Below are 19,322 nucleotides of genomic sequence, written 5' to 3'. Positions count from 1 at the left end.
GTGGGGGTGGTTTTTGTGGGGATGTTGGTGGTGCGTAGAGATCCGGCGCGGGGGTGATTGGGGGCGAATTTCAGGTACAAAAAAAGACGTCCGTGGACGTCTTTTTTGTTGAAGGGCTTCGGCGTAAATGCCGTTGAGCTGTAGGTATGGTGGTTTACTAAAATTGGATGTTTCATTTGGCGAAAATTCTCGCCACAAAGAAGGGGTGAAATCAAGCAGTGTTCATTCTGCTGGGGGCGCTCCAAGAATAGACGGATCGACTCGGAACCTCTTTTTTGACGCTCTCGTCGAGTGGCGTTCAGCAGGTCTATTGCTGAAGCAGAGGGGCGTCAATTGACCCGATGAGTGAATGATTTCGCTATGTGAAGGGTTTTTTTGCTTTCCTTAATAAGTAAGGTTGTTTTTTATTTATGCCTTAAAAATATATATAAACTTGTCAAAAATAGTTGAATATTTAATTCATCTGCGCGCGTTCAGCATCTAATCTATAAACTCAATTACGGAGGGGGATTTATGTTGATCTTTATGAAGTCGATGATTATCGGACTGTGCATAGCAGCCCCCGTCGGCCCAATAGGCCTTTTATGTATACAGCGCAGCCTTATGCGAGGCTGGAGGTCAGGTTTTGCAACAGGGTTAGGGGCAGCAACCGCCGACGCAATGTATGGCTTTATAGGCGCGTTAGGGATCACCGCGATTATCACAACACTGATTATGTTCAAACCCTGGCTGTGCATTTTCGGCGGGCTTTTTCTGGCGTACATCGGCTACCAGACGATAAAGTCAAAGGAGCCTGCAACCGCCTTGTCGGGCGAACGGGCCGGCATGATGAAAGCCTATTCGACGACATTGCTTTTGACCTTATCGAACCCGATGACCATCTTGTCGTTCATCGCCATATTCGCGTCAATGAGCGATGGCATGGTCGGCGACCAAGGCCAGCCTTCAGTGTGGCCAATGGTGACCGGTATATTTCTAGGTTCCGCGGTTTGGTGGCTTGGATTAAGCGGTTTTTCCTCCGCATTCAAAACCAGAATATCCAAGTCAAAACTCAAATTGATTAACTACTTTTCCGGATCGACCATCACCGTCCTTGGTGCGTATCAAGTGGTCACCGGTGTCATGCTTGCCGCTGCTGCATAAGGGCCACAGGGAGCGTGCAGCGGCCCCTATTAAAGCGTTAGGGGCTGCATTTTTAACTCGATATAGGCTTTCAAACGTCCTATCGCGAGATAGATGTCTGATACGGTTGCACTGCTAAAAGTAAGCGTCTGCCCAACACATCTTGCTCAATGTTCAGCGTTTGTCTGGGAGAAGGAAATCTACCTCGTAGATACCCCGTGCCGCACGGATGGTCACAGGGGGTGTGACTGGCCTTATCTCACTCAACTCCCATGCGAGCCAGCCATCCTCAAAATAGCTTGCACAGGCCGCTTGCATATCAGCGAGGATGAAGGGACGCACGGCTTTCACGCGCACAATTGCCACGGCAATACCGTTATCGTCTTCGTCCCCATCGTTATGGAGAAATCGCTCGTTTTCCACAATCAGGAGATCCTCGCAAGGATCTAAGTCTGGAAGCCAACGACGGACTTCGAGGATTTTCTCGCCAGAAGCGATTCGGCCGCCACTGGGCCGTACAATTGATAAAGCCTTTATGGCTTTCTCCTAAAAATTAGACGCTTGGAAAATAGTCGCTTCGACAGGATTCCACTTATGCGGCAGAAGCTCGGTAATCTTCACTCTGTTGGGCAGCGCTTCAAAAGTGAAGCAGTTCGTCGTTTGTTTTTTTTTGTAGAGTTTTCATGGGCTGAAAATAGGCTAGCACTTACTACTTTTTTGATGGATTATTTTTTAATGGAAATTGTATGAGCTTCATTAAAATTTTCACCTTTTTTCACGGAAGACCTTCATGGATCGTATAGACATCAAAATCTTGAGCGTGGTGCAAGATTTGGGGCGCATTTCCATTACCGAATTGTCAAAGCACGCGGGCCTTTCCATTCCTGCCACAACTGACCGTCTGCGAAAGCTCGAGGATGGGGGAATCATTTCTGGCTATTGTGCTCAGGTTGATCCAGCGAAGCTGGGGTTTGGCATATCAGCCGTTGTCGGCATGACGACCTTCAAACCATCAAAATCCAAGTTGATCGCGACGCTCAACGACATCCCAGAGGTCGTTGAATGCCTGCACGTTACGGGTAATGACTCTTACCTTATTAGAATCTATGCCAAGTCGATGGCAGACATTGAGAACGTTATCGCGAAGATTAATAATTATGGCGAAACGCGCACCAGCATCGTTTTATCGGTACCAATCGAGAGAAGGAAACTGGTCCTCGTCGACAGATAGAAGCTGGTTACAAAGGGGGGACCCTCCTGCATGCCAAGATGAGTGCCAGGCCAGTGCCGCCAGATCCTTAGTCGGGTGCGATGTTTATGTGGTGGCAGGAGAATGACTGGCCGTCAGCCATGTGCAGTCCATACCTCGAGCTCTGCCCCGCGGGTCAACGGCCGCCGATAGCCTGCTTGTTTTGAACCAAGGTGCGCCGAGGATTGAAGGTTCTTAAGGCCGAGTTGCTGCGTAGCAAATCGGCCTTTTGATTTTTACTACTGCGGGGAAGGTGATGTGGCGGTCGTGGGGTGCAGTACGGACAGCACCCGCTCGATCAATAACTCACCCAGCACGATTAATTGTTGGCTGCCCAAAAGCTTTTGACGGTTTTCGCCTTCGAGTTCGAAGGCTAGGTCAGTGGTGATAGCGTTCAGCGAGGCCAGGGTTTCGCTGGCTTGAATCAAGAGGGTTTCTGGGTCGATGTCTTGAGCGACCGTGAAAAGGTTCGCTGGGGGATTTGGGGTGATTTTTTTCATGATGAAGCTCCCACACTGTTTAAGGAGCTGCCGCCCCCTGCTGTCAAACAGGATTGGGTGGCAGCTGTACGCGGGTTGACAGGCCGGAAGTGTAGGAACCCGGCGCACCCGAAGATGCCCCACGCACAGCCGCCATGAACGAGACGGGATGCGTGAAGCATGCCGTTAAATCATGGGGTGTGAAAGGTTACACTTTTCGGCCTGTCAAAGCCGGTCGCTGATGAGCAGCGACGGGGGAACGTTAGCGTTGTGGTGGGTGCTGCGCCAGTTCACCAACGGCGCGACATCTTGAAGGAAAAATCCGAAGGCCCGCCGGCTGGGCTTTCCAGCCTCCAGAAACAACAAAACCCGCACTAGGCGGGTTTTGTCGATGCTTCGAATTGGTGGAGCCGGGGGGATTTGAACCCCCGTCCGCCAGTACTCCGCTGTCGGTACTACATGCGTAGCCGTTTCTATTAAGTTAACCCTCAGCGACCCGAAGGGCAGGGTGCTTTGGGCGAGTTGTGTAAGTTTTAGCCGCTTCGTCCACAACGTACTGCACGGCGATTCTGTTCTATATGACAATCACTTTGGGTTTACAGACATCCCCTGGTGATTGCTGGACCCGAAGGTACCAGAAGCTCAGGGCTAAGGCTGCTTACGCAGCGAGAGCGAATTCCTGGCCGTAGTTTTCGTCATTGGCAACTATAAGAAGTTGCAACAGTGGATTTACGAGTTCTGTTACCAACTCGGCATGCACCTAAAGTTTCGCGACCGGCGTCGAATCCTAAACGGCCCCGTGCTTGTAACTCGTTGTTTCTTAGTGAGTGACAAGCCTGTGCAGTGTACGCCAAACCGTCACGGAAGGCCAACCCGAAGGTTGGCCCTGCGTATCAGCAGCGCTTATTGGCCACCTTTCTCGCTGTTCTGCAGATCTTGCAGGGCCTTGGAGGTGATCTCGATGCATTTTTTGTCATCGCCAGCGGCGTGCGCGGCTTTGGCCTGGGACACGGCGGTGTCTATTTCGCCCTTTTTGCCACTGGTGTCGGTGGCGAGCAGGGCTTGGCCGTTGTTGATTTTGTCCAGGTTGATTTTGCACAGGTCCGGCTCGCCGGCAGCAAAAACAGGCGAGGCCAACATTGCGGCGGTGATGAACACGCCAGCAAGAGCAGTACGCTTCATGGGGTATCTCCTTGAGCAAATAAGGCTCGATGCTGCGCCGAGGCGGGGCAGCCAGCGAGGTCACGGATGAGCCTCGTTCGCCGAGGCCTATTCAAGTGACTGCGCCGGCACGCAGGGGTTCTGTTTTATTTGCAGGTTTCATGGGCGCGGGCCTGGGTGACGCGGTCTACGAGGTAGACCAGGCCGTGGTAATCGATACCGCCATGCTGGCTCAGGCCGATCTCGCAGGTGCGGCTGGTGGAAATGCCTTCGCTGCAATGTTGCACCGCGTCCTTGAGCGAGCGCAGTGAGTGGGCGTTGAGTTCCGGGGTGGTGAAGCCTTTGTCGCCAGCGAAGCCACAGCAGTGAATGCCTTCCGGGATCACCACGGTGGTGGCGCAGCGCCGCGCAAGGTCGATCAAGGCCTGGCTTTCGCCCAGGTGCTGGGTGCTGCAGGTGACGTGCACGGCGATGGGGGCTTGCTGTGGCGTGAAGTCGAGGCGGTCCATCAGGTGGGTGCGGATAAAACGCACCGGGTCGTAGAGGTCCAGGCGGGTTTCGCCGAGGTCTTGCACTAGCCGCAGGGTGCAGGGGCTGGTGTCGCAGTAGATCGGGTCGAGGCCGCCACGGCTGGCGTGGAGCAGGGCGCCGATCAGCTCCTGGCGCTTGTGCTCGGCTTGTTCGGCGTAGCCTTTGGAGGCAAATGGCTGGCCGCAGCACAGGCTGTCCTGGTTGTCGGGAAACACGACTTGGTAACCGGCTTTTTCCAGCAGGCCGCGGGTTTTGTCGTACAGCGACATCTGCTCTTTATCGTCGGCTGATGGGCCCATGGCGCGTGAGACGCAGGCGGCCAGGTAAACCACGCGCGGGCGCTCGTCTTCAACTGCCGGGCTGAAGCGGATGGCTTTTTCCGGCTGTGGCATGGCATTGCTCCACTGCGGGATCTGCCCCTTGGACAGCTGTGTGATTTTTGCCGAGAGCTTCGCCAGGCGAGGCGCGCCCAGCAGCATGCGCGCGCCATTGGCGACATGCAGGGTAAAGCGCGCACCTTGCATGGCAGTGGCGAAATGGCCGGCCAGCCAGTCGGCGGTTTTCGTACGGTCGGCGTCGCGAGCACGCAGCTTTTTCACCAGGTCGCCGGTATTGATGCCGACCGGGCAGCGTTGCGCACACAACCCGGTGGCGGCGCAGGTGTCGATGCCTTGGTAATGGTAGGCCGCTTCCAGTTCGGTGGTGTCGACGCCTGCGCGTCTCTTTGCCTGGATATCGCGCCAGATCACGATGCGCTGGCGCGGGCTGAGCGTCAGGCCTTTGGAAGGACACACTGGCTCACAAAAACCACACTCGATGCACTTATCCACAAGCTCGTCGGCTGCAGGCAGCGGCTTAAGGTGCTTAAGGTGGATTTGCGGGTCTTCGCTCAGCACCACGTCGGGGTTAAGGATGCCGTTGGGGTCGAGCAGGCGTTTAAGCTGCCACATCAACTGGTAGGCATCGCTGCCCCATTCCAGCTCGACGAAAGGCGCCATATTACGGCCGGTGCCGTGTTCGGCTTTCAGCGAGCCACCGAACTCCACGGCTACCAACTGCGCCACATCGTCCATGAACGCCTGGTAGCGTGCGACTTCTTCCGCGCTGTTGAAGCCTTGAGTGAAGACAAAGTGAAGATTGCCTTCCAGTGCGTGTCCGAAAAGGATTGCTTCGTCGTAGTGATGTTTGTCGAACAGCTCGATCAAGCGATTTACGCCGATGGCCAGTTGCTCGACCGGGAAGGTCACGTCTTCGATGATCACCGTGGTGCCGGTTTTACGCACGGCGCCGACGGCTGGGAAGGTGTCTTTGCGGATGGCCCACAGGCGGGCGTTTTCCAGTGGGTCCTGGGTGAAGTCGACCTGTTTTTCTACCGGGAAGGCGGCCAGGGACGCCATGATCAGCGCCAGTTGTTCCTGGAGTAATGAAGGTGATGCGGCACGGGATTCGATCAGCAGCGCGCAGGCGTTTTCCGATAGCTGCTGTACGAAAGCCGGCATGCCGGGCTTGTCCTGCACCGAGCGCATGCTGCGCCGGTCCAGCAACTCAACGGCGGAGACGGGTTGGGTTTTGAGCACCGTCACGGCATTGCAGCAGGTTTCCACGTCCGGGAACACAATCAGCGCCGAGGCCTTGTTCGGGTGGTCGATCACCGTGTCGTAGGTCACTGCGCTGATAAAACCGAGGGTGCCTTCGGAGCCCACCAGCAGATGGCTGAGGATATCCAGGGGTTCAGCGAAATCCACCAAGGCGTTGAGTGACAGGCCGGTGGTGTTTTTCAGACGGTATTTGTGGCGGATTTTTGCAGCCAGTTCGGCATTTGCCCGCGTCTCCCGGCCCAGCGTGGCCAGGCGCTCCAGCAGCTCGCCATGCTGTTGGCGAAAGGCGCTGACACTGGCCGCGTCTTCGGTATCCAGGCGGCTGCCGTCGGCCAGTACCAGGCGGATGCCGGCCAGGGTGTGATACGTGTTTTGCGCGGTGCCACAGCACATGCCGCTGGCATTGTTGGCGACGATGCCACCGATCTTGCAGGCGTTGATCGAGGCCGGGTCGGGGCCGATCTTGCGCCCGAACGGCGCCAACCACGCATTGGCCTGGGCGCCGATCACGCCGGGTTGCAGGCGGATCTGCGTGCCTTGGCCACGAATTTCGCGGCCATTCCAATTGTCGCCCAGCACGATCAGCACCGAGTCGCTGATGGCCTGACCGGACAAGCTGGTGCCGGCTGCGCGGAAGGTCACGGGTACGCGGTCGCGCTGGGCAAGGTGCAGCAGCGCCACGACTTCGTCTTCTGACTCCACGCGAACCACCAGCTGTGGGATCAGTCGGTAAAAGCTGGCGTCAGTGCCGAAGGCGAGGGTGGAAAGAGGGTCGTCGAAGCGACGATCTTTCGGGATCAGTTGTGCGACGTCGCTCAGGAAAGCAGCAGGCAGGCTCATCGGTCCTCCAGAAATAGCTGACGCCGGCATCGTTGTCCGGCGTCGATTCTTACCCTGTTACGCGCAGGTTTTAGTGCACCAGCATACCGGTGAACCAGTAGGCCTGCGCCAGCGTGATCAGCCCGACGATGGTGGCAAAAAACAGGCTGTGCTTGAGGGTAAAGCGGAACAGGTCGGACTCTTTGCCCACCAGGCCGGTGGCGGCGCAGGCCACCGCGATTGATTGTGGCGAGATCATCTTGCCGGTCACGCCGCCGCTGGTATTGGCTGCTACCAGCAAGGTGTCGTTGACGCCGATCTGATGCGCCGTGGTGGCTTGCAGCGAGCTGAACAGGGCGTTGGACGAAGTGTCGGAGCCTGTCAGGAAAACCCCCAGCCAGCCGAGGAACGGCGAGAAGAACGGGAAGGCAGCGCCGGTGCCGGCCAATACCAGGGCCATGGTCGAGGACATGCCGGAGTAGTTGGTGACGAAGGCAAACGCCAACACCATGCCAATGGACAGGATCGGCCAGCGCAGTTCGTAGAAGGTCTCTTTTAAAGTGGTAAGACCAGTTTTAAGGTTGATTTTCAACACCAGCATCGAAATCAGTGCAGAGAAGAAAATCGCGGTGCCGGTGGCTGAAATCGGGTCCAGCTTGAACACGGCCGGAATCGCCGTGGGGTTGGTGACGATCGGGGCAACCTTGATCACCAGTTGATCCAGGTGCGGGATCGCGAAGTTGAACACCCAGCTGTACATCGAACCGCCGGCGGCGAACATCGCTTTGAACGGCTTGAGCGTCCAGATAGTGACCAGCACGGTGAGGATCAGGAACGGCGACCAGGCTTTGAAAATCTGCCCCAGGCTGTAAGGCGAGGCGACGGTTTGGCGTGGTTGACCGAAGCCACCTGCGCTGGCGGTGACCGCTGCGGCGGAGGTGGCGCCGGCAATCTGTGCGCCGGCGCTGCGTTTGGGCTGCCAGACTTTCAGGAACAGCGTCAGCGCTACCAGGCTGGCCAGGGCCGAGGTGATGTCCGGCAGTTCCGGGCCAATGAAGTTGGAGGTGAAGTATTGGGTGACGGCAAAGCTCAGGCCCGCTACCAGTGCGGCTGGCCAGGTTTCGCGAACGCCGCGCAGGCCGTCCATCATGAACACCAGCCAGAACGGCACGAACAACGACAGTAATGGCAACTGGCGGCCGGCCATGGCGCCGATCTTGAACGAATCGATACCGGTGACTTGCCCGGCGACGATGATCGGGATGCCCAGCGCGCCGAACGCCACCGGCGCGGTGTTGGCGATCAGGCACAGGCCGGCGGCGTACAGCGGGTTGAAACCCAGGCCCACAAGCAGTGCGGCAGTAATTGCCACAGGGGCACCAAAACCGGCTGCGCCTTCAAGGAAGGCGCCAAAGCAGAAGCCAATCAACAGCACCTGCAAGCGCTGGTCATCGGTAATCGACAGGACCGAGCTGCGGATGATTTCAAACTGCCCACTCTTGACCGTCAGTTTGTAGAGGAATACGGCAGCGACGATGATCCAGGCGATGGGCCACAGGCCGTAGGCAAACCCGTAACCGGCGGCGGCCAGCGCCATGTCTACCGGCATCTGGAACGCGAAAATCGCCACCAGGATCGACAGCGCCAGGGTGATACTGCCTGCCACGTGGCCTTTTAGGCGGAACACGGCCAGTGCCAGGAAGAAAAATACGATCGGGATAACGGCGGCCAGTGCGGACAGGCCAAGGCTGCCGAGTGGGCTGTAGAGCTGTTGCCAGGTTTGCATGATGGGGTGGCCCCTGATTGTTGTTGTTTGGTCAGCTTGGATAATTGGTAATACCAATTTACAGTCGCTGTTGGCTAGAGTAAAAGCCTTGGCAGGGGTGTGTCAATTTGCCGCCCACGAAACTTTGGTCGTAGCGGTGTGGGTGAGGTGTTCTGGTTGGGTGAATCGAAGGCGTTCTGATAGGTGCCGCAAACGCGGCGATAGGCGAGAATAGAGGGCCTGGCGAGTGGTCGGGTTTGTGGAGAGTGAGTTATGGGGTTTGATCAGGTGCGTCAGCGCCGTTTGTCTGACGATATTGTCGAGCAGCTTGAGGGCATGATCCTTGAGGGCACGCTCAAGTCGGGCGAACGCTTGCCAGCCGAACGCGCTTTGGCTGAACAGTTTGGCGTGTCGCGCCCTTCGCTGCGGGAGGCGATCCAGAAACTCGCGGCCAAGGGGTTGTTGGTCAGCCGTCAGGGCGGCGGTAACTATGTGGCGGATTCTCTGGGCTCGACCTTCAGTGATCCGTTGCTGCACCTGCTGGAAAATAACCCGGAGGCTCAGCGGGATTTGCTGGAGTTTCGTCAGACCCTGGAAGCGTCCTGTGCTTACTACGCCGCATTGCGTGCTACTGAGGTCGACCGCGAGCGGCTGACCGCAGCGTTTGAGGCGCTGCAGGATTGCTACACCCGCGCCGATGAAGTTAGCCGGCTGGAAGAGGGCGCAGCGGATGCGCGCTTTCACCTGGCCATCGCTGAGGCCAGCCATAACGCCGTGTTGCTGCACACCATTCGTGGGCTGTTCGATTTGCTCAAGCGTAACGTGGTGACCAATATCGGCGGCATGTACCAGCAGCGTACAGAAACCCGCGACATGCTCATCAGTCAGCATCGGGATTTGTATTTGGCGATTATCGAAGGGCGCGCCGAGCAGGCGCGGGAAGTCTCAACACGTCACCTGCTCTATGTGCAGGAAGTGTTGGAGGAGGTGCGTCAGGAAGTTCAGCGCGTGGCCCGGGCGGAGCGACGTAAAGGGATGTAGCCCGCGTGGGCTACACCGTCACAAGGATTACTCTTCCTTGCCCTTGTTGCGCACGGCGCGATGCAACTCACGGTTGGAGTCGCGCTCACGCTCGGTATCGCGCTTGTCGTATTCCTTCTTGCCCTTGCCCAGCGCGATCTCGCACTTGACCAGGTGCTTGCTCCAGTACCAGGACAGGCAGATACAGGCATAGCCTTTCTGCTGTACGGCGGCAGCGAGCTTTTCCAATTCGCGGGCGTTGAGCAACAGCTTGCGCGTGCGCACCGGGTCGGCAATCACGTGGGTGCTCGCGGTGGTCAGCGGGGTGATATGACTGCCCAGCAGCCATGCCTCGCCATCTTTGAGCAATACGTAGCTGTCGACCAGTTGCAGCTTGCTGGCGCGCAGACTTTTTACTTCCCAGCCGGCCAGGACCAGACCAGCCTCGAACCGATGTTCGATGAAGTAATCGTGTCGCGCCTTTTTATTTTGCGCGATGGTCCCTGTGGGGTGTTTCTTTTGTTTAGCCATAGGGGCGGCATTATAGGGAGTTGCGAGCGTGTCGGCTACGGTCAACCTGCGTGCTTGAGCGTGTTGGACGAATCCCGGACAATACCGGCAGTTCTCTGGTTTTTTTCTCTCGCGGATCGGGCTGTTCTTTCGCGATGTTTGCCTCAAGCAGTGGAAGTAACGCTCACATGACGACGCATATTCAACGTTCGGCTTTATTGCCTTATCCGGCTCAGGCGCTCTATGACCTGGTCAATGACGTAGCGCGTTACCCGGAATTCCTGCCTTGGTGCTCAACCGCCGAAGTGCTGGAAAGCAGTGATGAGCATATGGTCGCCAGTGTCGGGGTAGCCAAGGGTGGGCTTAGCCAGCATTTTGTTACGCGCAATGTGCTGGTGCCGGGCAAATCCATTGAGATGAACCTGCAGGAAGGGCCGTTCACCCAGTTGCATGGGGTATGGGTATTCAAGGCGCTGACCGACAAGGCCTGCAAGATCAGCCTGGACCTGTCCTTTGATTACGCCGGCCCGATTGTGCGGGCGACCTTGGGGCCTTTGTTCAACCAGGCGGCCAACACCCTGGTGGATGCATTCTGTCAGCGGGCCAAACAACTGCATGGTTGAGATTGAAGTGGTGTACGCCGCTGAGGACCGCCAGGTCTTGCTGGCGGTGACGGTGCCTGCGGGCACCAGCCTGAGGGCTGCGGTGCTGGCGTCGGGGATTGCTGAGCAATTTCCAGGCTTGGTATTGGCGGATTGCCAACTGGGCATATTCGGCAAAGTGGTCGCCGATGCGCACGTGCGTGTTGCGCAGCCAGGTGATCGAATTGAGATTTATCGGCCCTTGCTGGCAGACCCCAAGGAAGTGCGCAGGCTGCGTGCGGCCAAGGCGGCCAAGGCGGCCAAGGCGGCCTTGGCGCGGCAGCAGAACCCATAAGGCTGCCAATCGGCAGGCAACAAAAAGCCCGGCATGCCGGGCTTTTTATCGAGCGCCGCAAAATTACTGCGGGCTGGTGTCCAGAGGCTGTGGCGTCGGGACAGGAACGGTCTGCACGCCGTCGACGTCCTTCTGGATCTGATCCAGCAAGGAGCCAGGCTTGGCCGGTACTTCGGACTTAGGCTTCTCTGCTTCCTGCGCTGGCGCAGTCACATTGGTGCCGTTGTCCTTGCCGAGCAAGGCTTCATCACGGCTTACGCCGGGCATGAAGTCACCGGACAGGCTCACAAGCTGGTCATTGCCATTGAAGATGACACTGACGCGCTCCTGCTGGCGCTCACCGCCACCTGGCTGGATGCTGTAGAGATAATCCCAGCGATCGGCATGAAAAGTGTCGGTCAGCAGGGGGTTGCCCATAATAAACCGTACTTGCCGTCGGGTCATTCCCGGGCGTAACTGGTCTATCATGTCCTGCGTGACGACATTGCCCTGCTGGATGTCGATTTTGTAAACCCCGGGGAATGAACAACCGGCGAGTGCGAGCAGTCCCACAAGGGTGAAACTGGTTAGCAAGAGCTTGGTGTTTTGCATCGGTGGGCGACTTCCACTATCTTGGCTGGGACAACGTAAACGCCGATCATACCCGTATTAAGAGAAGCTGCGAAGCAGCATCCGCGAGAAAGCTAACCATGGTTGAAAATAGCGAACTACGCAAAGCCGGTCTTAAAGTGACTCTGCCACGAGTCAAGATTCTACAAATGCTCGATTCTGCTGAGCAGCGCCACATGAGTGCCGAGGATGTTTACAAGGCGCTGATGGAGTCTAACGAGGACGTTGGCCTGGCCACGGTTTACCGTGTGCTGACCCAGTTTGAAGCCGCAGGGCTGGTGGTTCGTCATAATTTCGACGGCGGTCATGCAGTGTTCGAATTGGCTGACGGTGGTCATCACGATCACATGGTTGACCTGGATACCAATGAGGTTATCGAGTTCACCAGCCCGGAAATCGAGAAGCTCCAGCACCAGATCGCTGAGCAGCATGGATTCGATTTGGTGGACCATAATCTGGTCCTGTACATCCGTAAGAAAAAGTAAAAATCGACACAGATTTGCTCTGTGAAACGATAGAAGGCGACCCTAGGGTCGCCTTCGTGCTTTCTATAAGAGAGAAAATAGAGCGAAAAAAGCTCGGTTCAAGCCTTGGCTGCCACTACCATCTTCTTCGCGTGGGCCAGGGACTCTTTCGTCAGGTCGATGCCGCCCAACATCCGCGCCACTTCTTCTACCCGCTCCGATTTGTTCAGCTTGGACACGGCCGTATGCGTCGCATCGCTGCCGCGCACTTTGTGTACAAATAAATGCTGATGCCCTTGGGCGGCCACTTGCGGCAAGTGAGTCACGGTGAGCACCTGGCCACGCTCCCCAAGGCGGCGCAGCAGTTGGCCGACAATCTCCGCCGTCGGCCCGCCAATCCCCACGTCCACTTCGTCGAATACCAGCGTGGGTACCCGCGAGGTCTGGGCGGTAATGACCTGAATCGCCAGGCTGATCCGCGACAGCTCACCGCCGGACGCCACTTTCGCCAGTGCCTTGAGCGGCTGGCCAGGGTTGGCGCTCACCAGCAGCTCCACCTGTTCCAGGCCATGGGGTTGCAGCTCGTTGCTGGTGTTGGCGTGCAGCTCAATGGTGAAGCGCCCGCCAGGCATGCCCAGGCGTTGAATTTCCTGCTCCACGGCACTGGCCAGGCTGGTAGCGGCTTGCTGGCGCAGGTCGCTGAGCTCGCGGGCCTTTTCCTGGTAATGGCGGGCGAAGGAGGCGAGTTCATCGCCCAGCCGTTCAATGGATTCATCATTGGCGTTGAGGGTTTCGATCTCATCCAGCAGCTTTTGCTGCATCGTCGCCACTTCGGTCGGCTGGATGCGGTGTTTGCGCGCCAGGGTATAGATAGTGTCCAGACGCTCTTCGATTTCTTGCAGGCGCGCGGGGTCGGCGTCGAAGTGGTCCAGGAAGCGATTCAGTTCCCCAACGGCTTCTTCTACCTGGATCTGCGCACTGGTCAGCAGGGTGGTGGCTTCGCTCAAGGAGCCCGACCCGCTGTTCACGCTCGATAGGCGATTGAGGCTGGCGGTCAGTGCGTTCAGTACATTGCCCGAATCACTTTCGCTGCATTGCTCCACCACTTGCCGGCAGATACCCAGCAGGGTTTCGGCGTTGGTCAGGTTTTTGTGTTCCTGCTCAAGTTGCTCCAGCTCGGTTTCGCCAAGGCCCAGGCTCTCCAGCTCTTCAAGCTGATAGCTGAGCAGTTGATGGCGAGCGCGTTGTTCGTCGCCGGAATTGGAAAGTCGCTCCAGCTCCTGGCGGGTTTGCCTCCAGCGCTGGGCGGCAAGCTGCACCTGGCGCGCCAGGTCGGTGGCGCCGGCGTATTCGTCGAGCAGGCGGCGATGAGTGTCGGTTTTCAGCAAGGATTGGTGTTCGTGCTGGCTGTGGATATCGATCAGCAACTCGCCCAGTGCCTTTAAATCGCCAAGCGGGCAGGGCGTGCCATTGATGTAGCCGCGTGAACGACCTTCCGCCGTAATGACGCGGCGCAGGATGCACGGGCCTTCATTATTAAGGTCGCGCTCAGCCAGCCAGGCCTCGGCTTCGGGAATATCGGCCAGGTCGAACGTGGCCAGAATGTCGGCCTTGTCTGCGCCGGGGCGTACCACGCCACTGTCGGCGCGGTCGCCCAGGGTCAGGCCCAGGGCGTCGAGCATGATCGATTTGCCGGCGCCGGTTTCGCCTGTGATTACGCTCATCCCGCGATCCAGTTCGAGATCCAGGTGTTCAACGATGGCGTAGTTATGTACGGACAGGTGCACCAGCATGACGGCCGCTCCCAGGCTTTAGGTCTGGTTATTTATACAGTGTTTTATTCAGGGCTGGCAATCCTGGTGCTTAGCTCAATTTGCTTGAGTGCGCGGATTTTTTAGCGCAAAGCGCAATGACGCTGCCGGAATTGATCCAGAGCAAGCGAAAGACTTTTGGTAACGCCTGCGCCCTTGAACCTGAAAATTGTGGCCCCATATACCGGAACAGAAGCGCGAGTTGAGTTCGCGCATGATTTTGAAAGGAGAAATCTATGGCTGACGAACAGACGCAGGATACGCAAACTCCAGACGCCAATTCGGCTGCCGGTGATGAACTGGCAACTCGTGTGCAAGTGCTCGAAGAGCAATTGGCCGCTGCGCAGGATCAATCTTTGCGTGTTGCCGCCGATCTGCAGAACGTCCGCCGCCGTGCCGAGCAGGATGTCGAGAAAGCTCACAAATTCGCGCTGGAAAAATTCGCCAACGACCTGCTGCCGATTATCGACAGCCTGGAGCGTGGCCTTGAGTTGTCCAACCCGGATGACGAAAACATCCGTCCGATGCGCGAAGGGATCGAGCTGACCCTGAAAATGTTCCAGGACACCCTGAAGCGTTATCAGTTGGAAGCCATCGATCCGCAAGGCGGTGAGCCGTTCAATGCTGAGCATCACCAAGCCATGGCCATGCAGGAAAGCCATGACCTGGAGCCCAACAGTGTACTGAAAGTGTTCCAGAAGGGTTATCAGCTCAACGGTCGCTTGCTGCGCCCGGCGATGGTAGTGGTGAGCAAGGCTCCTGCACCCGTTGCACCTTCTATTGATGAGCAGGCTTGAAATCAGTCGTAACGGCCCCATCTATAAGTCAAGCGTTTAAGTGCTACCGCAGTTAGCCACCACTGCTGCGGCAACCTAATTAAAGTTTCGGGAGAGTAAATCATGGGCAAAATTATCGGTATCGACCTGGGGACTACCAACTCCTGCGTCTCCGTGCTGGAAAACGGCGTTGCTAAAGTTATCGAAAACGCCGAAGGCGCGCGTACCACGCCGTCGATCATTGCTTACGCCAACGACGGTGAAATCCTCGTAGGTCAGTCGGCCAAGCGTCAGGCTGTGACCAACCCGCACAACACCCTGTACGCGGTTAAGCGTCTGATCGGTCGTAAGTTCGACGAAGAAGTCGTACAGAAAGACATCAAGATGGTCCCTTACAAAATCGCCAAGGCTGACAACGGTGACGCCTGGGTTGAAGTAAACGGCCAGAAAATGTCGCCGCCGCAAATCTCGGCTGAAATCTTGAAAAAGATGAAGAAAACCGCCGAAGACTACCTCGGTGAAGCCGTGACTGAAGCGGTGATCACCGTTCCGGCCTACTTCAACGACAGCCAGCGTCAGGCGACCAAAGACGCCGGCCGCATCGCTGGCCTGGACGTAAAACGTATCATCAACGAACCTACCGCAGCCGCTCTGGCCTACGGTATGGACAAGGCCAAGGGCGACCACACCGTGATCGTTTATGACCTGGGTGGTGGTACTTTCGACGTCTCCGTCATCGAGATTGCTGAAGTTGATGGCGAGCACCAGTTCGAAGTGTTGGCCACCAACGGCGACACCTTCCTGGGTGGTGAAGACTTTGACATTCGTCTGATCGACTACCTCGTTGACGAATTCAAGAAAGAAAGCGGCATGAACCTTAAGGGTGACCCGCTGGCGATGCAGCGCCTGAAAGAAGCCGCTGAAAAAGCCAAGATCGAGCTGTCTTCGGCTCAGTCGACCGACGTGAACCTGCCGTACATCACTGCAGACGCCACTGGTCCTAAGCACTTGAACGTGAAAATCTCCCGTTCCAAGCTCGAAGCGCTGGTTGAAGACCTGGTACAACGCACCATCGAGCCTTGCCGCATTGCGCTGAAAGACTCCGGTATCGATGTTGGCTCGATCAACGACGTGATCCTGGTTGGCGGTCAGACCCGTATGCCACTGGTTCAGAAGCTGGTCACTGAGTTCTTCGGTAAAGAAGCACGTAAAGACGTGAACCCGGACGAAGCGGTTGCCATGGGTGCTGCGATCCAGGGTGCGGTATTGGCCGGCGACGTGAAAGACGTTCTGCTGTTGGACGTCAGCCCGCTGACCCTGGGTATCGAAACCATGGGGGGCGTGATGACCGCGCTGATCGAGAAAAACACCACGATTCCTACCAAGAAATCGCAAGTGTTCTCGACTGCCGACGACAACCAGGGCGCTGTGACCATTCACGTGTTGCAAGGTGAGCGTAAGCAAGCCGCTCAGAACAAGTCCCTGGGCAAGTTCGACCTGGCTGAGATTCCACCAGCACCACGCGGCGTGCCGCAAATTGAAGTGACCTTCGACATCGATGCCAACGGTATCCTGCACGTAGGTGCCAAAGACAAGGCGACCGGCAAAGAGCAGAAGATCACCATCAAGGCCAACTCCGGTCTGTCTGATGAAGAAATTCAACAGATGATTCGTGATGCTGAAGCCAACGCTGATGCGGATGCCAAGTTTGCTGAGCTGGCCGGTGCACGTAACCAAGGCGATGCCCTGGTTCACTCGACGCGTAAAATGGTCTCCGAAGCAGGCGACAAAGTGACCGCCGAAGAGAAGACCGCGATCGAAGCAGCTGTGGTTGCCCTGGAAACCGCCATTAAAGGCGACGACAAGGCTGCCATCGAAGCCAAGGTTGAGGAGCTGTCGAAAGTCTCCGCACCGGTTGCCCAGAAAATGTACGCCGAGCAAGGCCAGCCGGCAGAAGGCGCTGCACAGCACGCAGAGCCTGAAGCCAAGCACGATGATGTTGTCGATGCCGAGTTCGAAGAAGTCAAAGAGCAGAAGTAAGTTGGTTGCCCGGTTGACCGCTATCAAGCGGTGACTGGTAGGATGTCGCCGCGCGGGAGCTTGCTCCCGCGTTGGCGTGTCTGGGGTATGTGAATTTTTACAGCATGCGACAAGGTTCGGGTGCTGGCGGTGTGATCGGGAATGCTCCTGCTTTCCGAGCAGTAAATACCGCATTTTTGGCCGGGTCCCTGGCTAAAAAGTAGTTATGACCAGGATCGTTGAATTGACGTGAGTTGGGTCCGGGCCTGTATTGGGGCTCAACGAGTTCGGCAAGGCTCAGGAGGGCCGGGCTGAACGTCCTTAAGAGTGCAAAGACTTATGGCAAAGCGTGACTATTACGAAGTGTTGGGTGTGGAGCGCGGCTCCAGCGAGGCGGACCTGAAAAAGGCTTACCGTCGCCTGGCGATGAAGCACCACCCGGACCGTAATCCGGATAGCAAAGAATCCGAAGAGATGTTCAAAGAGGCCAATGAGGCCTACGAATGCTTGTCTGATTCCAGTAAACGCGCGGCCTACGACCAGTATGGCCATGCCGGTGTCGACCCGAGTATGGGTGGCGGCGGTGCCGGTTTTGGTGGTCAGAACTTCTCCGATATTTTCGGCGACGTGTTCAGCGACTTCTTTGGTGGCGGCCGTGGCGGTCAGCGCGGCGGTGCCCAGCGTGGCAGTGACTTGCGTTACACGCTGGAGCTGAACCTGGAAGAGGCTGTGCGCGGTACCACGGTCAATATCCGTGTGCCGACACTGGTCAATTGCAAGCCGTGCGACGGTTCGGGGGCCAAGAAGGGGTCCTCGCCGATTACCTGTCCGACCTGTGGCGGTATTGGCCAGGTGCGCATGCAGCAGGGCTTCTTCTCGGTGCAGCAGACCTGCCCGCGCTGCCATGGCCAGGGCAAGATCATTTCCGATCCGTGCGACTCCTGCCACGGCGAAGGTCGTGTCGAAGAGTACAAGACCCTTTCGGTGAAAGTGCCGGCGGGTGTTGATACCGGTGACCGTATTCGCCTGTCTGGCGAAGGCGAGGCGGGCACTCAAGGTGGCCCGACGGGCGACCTGTACGTGGTGATCAATGTGCGTGAGCACTCGATCTTCCAGCGTGATGGCAAACACCTGTTCTGCGAGGTGCCGATCAGCTTTGTCGACGCGGCATTGGGCGGCGAGCTGGAAATTCCAACCCTTGATGGTCGGGTCAAGCTCAAGATCCCGGAAGGCACCCAGACCGGCAAGCAGTTCCGTATCCGTGGCAAAGGCGTTGCGCCGGTGCGCGGTGGCGGTGCTGGCGACTTGATGTGCCGTGTGGCGGTGGAAACGCCGGTCAATCTGGGTCGCCGTCAACGCGAACTGCTTGAAGAGTTCCGCAGCTCGTTGGAAGGCGATGACTCCCATTCGCCGAAAACCACCGGCTTCTTCGATGGCGTTAAGCGCTTCTTCGGCGACTTGTAAGGACGTGAATATGCGACGTATAGCCGTAATGGGCGCTGCTGGGCGCATGGGCAAGACCTTGGTCGAGGCGGTGCAGCAGCGCTCGCCGGCCTCCGGGCTGACGGCGGCGATTGTTCGCCCTGGCAGCACGCTGATCGGTGCGGACGCCGGTGAGCTGGCTTCGCTGGGTCGCATCGGCGTTTCGTTGTCGGGCAACCTGGAGCAGGTGGCTGACGAGTTTGATGTGCTGATCGACTTCACCTTGCCGGAAGTGATGCTGAAAAACCTGGCGTTCTGCCGCAAGACGGGCAAGGCCATGGTCATCGGCACCACAGGCTTGAATGCCGAGCAGAAGCAGTTGCTGGTGGAGGCGGGCAAGGATATTCCGATCGTCTTCGCCGCCAACTTCAGCGTCGGCGTGAACCTGTCGCTCAAGTTGCTGGACCTGGCCGCGCGCGTGTTGGGTGATGAGGCGGATATCGAGATCATCGAGACCCACCATCGCCACAAGATCGATGCACCGTCGGGTACTGCGCTGCGCATGGGTGAGGCGATTGCCGATGCCCTGGGGCGCGACCTGTCTAAAGTCGCTGTTTACGGGCGTGAAGGCCATACCGGTGCGCGTGCCCATGACACCATCGGCTTTGCCACTGTGCGCGGTGGTGATGTGGTGGGTGATCACACCGTGCTGTTTGCAAGTGAAGGCGAGCGCCTGGAGATCACGCACAAAGCCTCCAGCCGCATGACATTTGCCAAGGGTGCGGTGCGTGCGGCGCTCTGGCTGGAAGGTCGTGAGCCTGGTCTGTATGACATGCGCGACGTGCTGGATCTGCACTAAGAGTAGCCAAAACCGGGCCTCAAGCTTATGCTTAGGCCCCGTTTTTACCCGCTAGGCGACGTCCTGTCGCATTCCCCTGCCTTTAAGGCTCATTAGCGGTGGACCAAAAAAGCCTTTTTCTGTAAGCTACAGCTTTAGTGTGTCCACTAAAAGCGCGCAGAATAATTCAGTG

The 19,322-nt window shown here is 57.4% G+C and carries 20 protein-coding genes and 1 other RNA gene; 11 read left to right on the top strand and 10 right to left on the bottom strand.

What is annotated here, in order from left to right; genetic code table 11:
- A partial coding sequence (locus GIW28_RS15450; protein WP_236490401.1) for a hypothetical protein occupies nt 1–215 on the bottom strand: 215 nt, incomplete at its 3' end.
- A gap of 298 nt (nt 216–513) precedes the next feature.
- Here GIW28_RS15450 and GIW28_RS15445 point away from each other — a divergent pair.
- A complete protein-coding gene (locus GIW28_RS15445) occupies nt 514–1,143 on the top strand; it encodes a LysE/ArgO family amino acid transporter (protein ID WP_017139287.1) in 630 nt (209 codons plus the stop codon).
- A gap of 153 nt (nt 1,144–1,296) precedes the next feature.
- Here GIW28_RS15445 and GIW28_RS15440 read toward each other — a convergent pair whose 3' ends face one another.
- Nucleotides 1,297–1,644, bottom strand: coding sequence for an ASCH domain-containing protein (locus tag GIW28_RS15440; RefSeq protein WP_329606439.1), 348 nt, complete (start codon nt 1,642–1,644; stop codon nt 1,297–1,299).
- A 72-nt stretch (nt 1,645–1,716) separates the two neighbouring features.
- On the opposite strand from GIW28_RS15440, the gene GIW28_RS15435 reads away from it, so the two are divergent.
- Nucleotides 1,717–1,872 carry a hypothetical protein gene (locus GIW28_RS15435; RefSeq protein WP_158235110.1) on the top strand — a complete coding sequence of 52 codons (156 nt, stop codon included), beginning with the start codon at nt 1,717–1,719 and terminating at the stop codon, nt 1,870–1,872.
- Between the two features lie 40 nt (nt 1,873–1,912).
- Nucleotides 1,913–2,353 carry an Lrp/AsnC family transcriptional regulator gene (locus GIW28_RS15430; protein ID WP_176991788.1) on the top strand — a complete coding sequence of 147 codons (441 nt, stop codon included), beginning with the start codon at nt 1,913–1,915 and terminating at the stop codon, nt 2,351–2,353.
- Nucleotides 2,354–2,610: 257 nt separating this feature from the next.
- Here GIW28_RS15430 and GIW28_RS15425 read toward each other — a convergent pair whose 3' ends face one another.
- The 5 genes from GIW28_RS15425 to GIW28_RS15405 form a co-directional block, all read right to left on the bottom strand.
- Nucleotides 2,611–2,871 (bottom strand): DUF6124 family protein, encoded by a 261-nt coding sequence (locus GIW28_RS15425; RefSeq protein ID WP_017139284.1) that lies wholly within the window; start codon nt 2,869–2,871, stop codon nt 2,611–2,613.
- Between the two features lie 381 nt (nt 2,872–3,252).
- Nucleotides 3,253–3,649: a transfer-messenger RNA gene (gene ssrA / locus GIW28_RS15420) on the bottom strand.
- Nucleotides 3,650–3,753: 104 nt separating this feature from the next.
- Nucleotides 3,754–4,032, bottom strand: coding sequence for a hypothetical protein (locus GIW28_RS15415; RefSeq protein WP_170038165.1), 279 nt, complete (start codon nt 4,030–4,032; stop codon nt 3,754–3,756).
- A 125-nt stretch (nt 4,033–4,157) separates the two neighbouring features.
- Complete coding sequence (locus GIW28_RS15410) at nt 4,158–6,980, bottom strand: FAD-binding and (Fe-S)-binding domain-containing protein (protein ID WP_236445762.1); 2,823 nt, start codon at nt 6,978–6,980, stop codon at nt 4,158–4,160.
- 70 nt (nt 6,981–7,050) lie between these two features.
- Nucleotides 7,051–8,745 (bottom strand): lactate permease LctP family transporter, encoded by a 1,695-nt coding sequence (locus tag GIW28_RS15405; protein ID WP_017139270.1) that lies wholly within the window; start codon nt 8,743–8,745, stop codon nt 7,051–7,053.
- A 252-nt stretch (nt 8,746–8,997) separates the two neighbouring features.
- Between GIW28_RS15405 and GIW28_RS15400 the strand changes: the two genes are divergently transcribed.
- Nucleotides 8,998–9,765, top strand: coding sequence for a GntR family transcriptional regulator (locus GIW28_RS15400; RefSeq protein ID WP_017139269.1), 768 nt, complete (start codon nt 8,998–9,000; stop codon nt 9,763–9,765).
- 27 nt (nt 9,766–9,792) lie between these two features.
- Here GIW28_RS15400 and smpB read toward each other — a convergent pair whose 3' ends face one another.
- Nucleotides 9,793–10,275: an SsrA-binding protein SmpB gene (smpB, locus tag GIW28_RS15395; protein WP_003176160.1), complete on the bottom strand. Its 483-nt coding sequence runs from the start codon at nt 10,273–10,275 to the stop codon at nt 9,793–9,795.
- Nucleotides 10,276–10,442: 167 nt separating this feature from the next.
- Between smpB and GIW28_RS15390 the strand changes: the two genes are divergently transcribed.
- The gene (locus tag GIW28_RS15390) at nt 10,443–10,877 is read left to right on the top strand and encodes a type II toxin-antitoxin system RatA family toxin (protein WP_005791512.1); all 435 of its coding nucleotides are present in this window, start codon (nt 10,443–10,445) and stop codon (nt 10,875–10,877) included.
- On the top strand, nt 10,870–11,190 hold the full coding sequence (locus GIW28_RS15385; protein WP_236445760.1) for an RnfH family protein: 321 nt from the start codon (nt 10,870–10,872) through the stop codon (nt 11,188–11,190). Before GIW28_RS15390 ends, GIW28_RS15385 begins: the two co-directional genes overlap by 8 nt.
- Nucleotides 11,191–11,253: 63 nt before the next feature.
- Here GIW28_RS15385 and GIW28_RS15380 read toward each other — a convergent pair whose 3' ends face one another.
- On the bottom strand, nt 11,254–11,781 hold the full coding sequence (locus GIW28_RS15380) for an outer membrane protein assembly factor BamE (protein WP_017139267.1): 528 nt from the start codon (nt 11,779–11,781) through the stop codon (nt 11,254–11,256).
- 98 nt (nt 11,782–11,879) lie between these two features.
- Here GIW28_RS15380 and fur point away from each other — a divergent pair, with 98 nt between their 5' ends.
- Nucleotides 11,880–12,284: a ferric iron uptake transcriptional regulator gene (gene fur / locus GIW28_RS15375; RefSeq protein WP_017139266.1), complete on the top strand. Its 405-nt coding sequence runs from the start codon at nt 11,880–11,882 to the stop codon at nt 12,282–12,284.
- Nucleotides 12,285–12,382: 98 nt separating this feature from the next.
- Here the strand turns inward: fur and recN are convergent, their stop codons facing one another.
- On the bottom strand, nt 12,383–14,056 hold the full coding sequence (recN, locus tag GIW28_RS15370; RefSeq protein ID WP_017139265.1) for a DNA repair protein RecN: 1,674 nt from the start codon (nt 14,054–14,056) through the stop codon (nt 12,383–12,385).
- Nucleotides 14,057–14,310: 254 nt separating this feature from the next.
- On the opposite strand from recN, the gene grpE reads away from it, so the two are divergent.
- From grpE to dapB, 4 genes are all read left to right on the top strand, one after another.
- On the top strand, nt 14,311–14,871 hold the full coding sequence (gene grpE, locus GIW28_RS15365) for a nucleotide exchange factor GrpE (RefSeq protein WP_017139264.1): 561 nt from the start codon (nt 14,311–14,313) through the stop codon (nt 14,869–14,871).
- Nucleotides 14,872–14,973: 102 nt separating this feature from the next.
- Nucleotides 14,974–16,890, top strand: a complete 1,917-nt coding sequence (gene dnaK / locus GIW28_RS15360; protein ID WP_017139263.1) for a molecular chaperone DnaK — start codon at nt 14,974–14,976, stop codon at nt 16,888–16,890.
- 318 nt (nt 16,891–17,208) lie between these two features.
- A complete protein-coding gene (dnaJ, locus tag GIW28_RS15355; RefSeq protein WP_017139262.1) occupies nt 17,209–18,333 on the top strand; it encodes a molecular chaperone DnaJ in 1,125 nt (374 codons plus the stop codon).
- Between the two features lie 10 nt (nt 18,334–18,343).
- A complete protein-coding gene (dapB, locus tag GIW28_RS15350; protein WP_170038173.1) occupies nt 18,344–19,150 on the top strand; it encodes a 4-hydroxy-tetrahydrodipicolinate reductase in 807 nt (268 codons plus the stop codon).
- The last annotated feature ends 172 nt before the right edge of the window (nt 19,151–19,322 follow it).

The organism is Pseudomonas sp. PA-5-4B (assembly GCF_021606215.1).
Classification (GTDB): Bacteria; Pseudomonadota; Gammaproteobacteria; order Pseudomonadales; family Pseudomonadaceae; genus Aquipseudomonas; species Aquipseudomonas edaphica.
The sequence above is the reverse complement of the archived record's forward strand: the minus strand, read 5'-3'. Positions and strand labels throughout refer to the sequence as shown.

Coding starts and splice junctions, on each gene's coding strand:
- GIW28_RS15445 (WP_017139287.1), top strand. CDS start 514: ATGTTGATCTTTATGAAGTCGATGATTATCGGACTGTGCATAGCAGCC.
- GIW28_RS15435 (WP_158235110.1), top strand. CDS start 1,717: ATGCGGCAGAAGCTCGGTAATCTTCACTCTGTTGGGCAGCGCTTCAAA.
- GIW28_RS15430 (WP_176991788.1), top strand. CDS start 1,913: ATGGATCGTATAGACATCAAAATCTTGAGCGTGGTGCAAGATTTGGGG.
- GIW28_RS15425 (WP_017139284.1), bottom strand. CDS start 2,871: ATGAAAAAAATCACCCCAAATCCCCCAGCGAACCTTTTCACGGTCGCT.
- GIW28_RS15415 (WP_170038165.1), bottom strand. CDS start 4,032: ATGAAGCGTACTGCTCTTGCTGGCGTGTTCATCACCGCCGCAATGTTG.
- GIW28_RS15410 (WP_236445762.1), bottom strand. CDS start 6,980: ATGAGCCTGCCTGCTGCTTTCCTGAGCGACGTCGCACAACTGATCCCG.
- GIW28_RS15405 (WP_017139270.1), bottom strand. CDS start 8,745: ATGCAAACCTGGCAACAGCTCTACAGCCCACTCGGCAGCCTTGGCCTG.
- GIW28_RS15400 (WP_017139269.1), top strand. CDS start 8,998: ATGGGGTTTGATCAGGTGCGTCAGCGCCGTTTGTCTGACGATATTGTC.
- smpB (WP_003176160.1), bottom strand. CDS start 10,275: ATGGCTAAACAAAAGAAACACCCCACAGGGACCATCGCGCAAAATAAA.
- GIW28_RS15390 (WP_005791512.1), top strand. CDS start 10,443: ATGACGACGCATATTCAACGTTCGGCTTTATTGCCTTATCCGGCTCAG.
- GIW28_RS15385 (WP_236445760.1), top strand. CDS start 10,870: ATGGTTGAGATTGAAGTGGTGTACGCCGCTGAGGACCGCCAGGTCTTG.
- GIW28_RS15380 (WP_017139267.1), bottom strand. CDS start 11,781: ATGCAAAACACCAAGCTCTTGCTAACCAGTTTCACCCTTGTGGGACTG.
- fur (WP_017139266.1), top strand. CDS start 11,880: ATGGTTGAAAATAGCGAACTACGCAAAGCCGGTCTTAAAGTGACTCTG.
- recN (WP_017139265.1), bottom strand. CDS start 14,056: ATGCTGGTGCACCTGTCCGTACATAACTACGCCATCGTTGAACACCTG.
- grpE (WP_017139264.1), top strand. CDS start 14,311: ATGGCTGACGAACAGACGCAGGATACGCAAACTCCAGACGCCAATTCG.
- dnaK (WP_017139263.1), top strand. CDS start 14,974: ATGGGCAAAATTATCGGTATCGACCTGGGGACTACCAACTCCTGCGTC.
- dnaJ (WP_017139262.1), top strand. CDS start 17,209: ATGGCAAAGCGTGACTATTACGAAGTGTTGGGTGTGGAGCGCGGCTCC.
- dapB (WP_170038173.1), top strand. CDS start 18,344: ATGCGACGTATAGCCGTAATGGGCGCTGCTGGGCGCATGGGCAAGACC.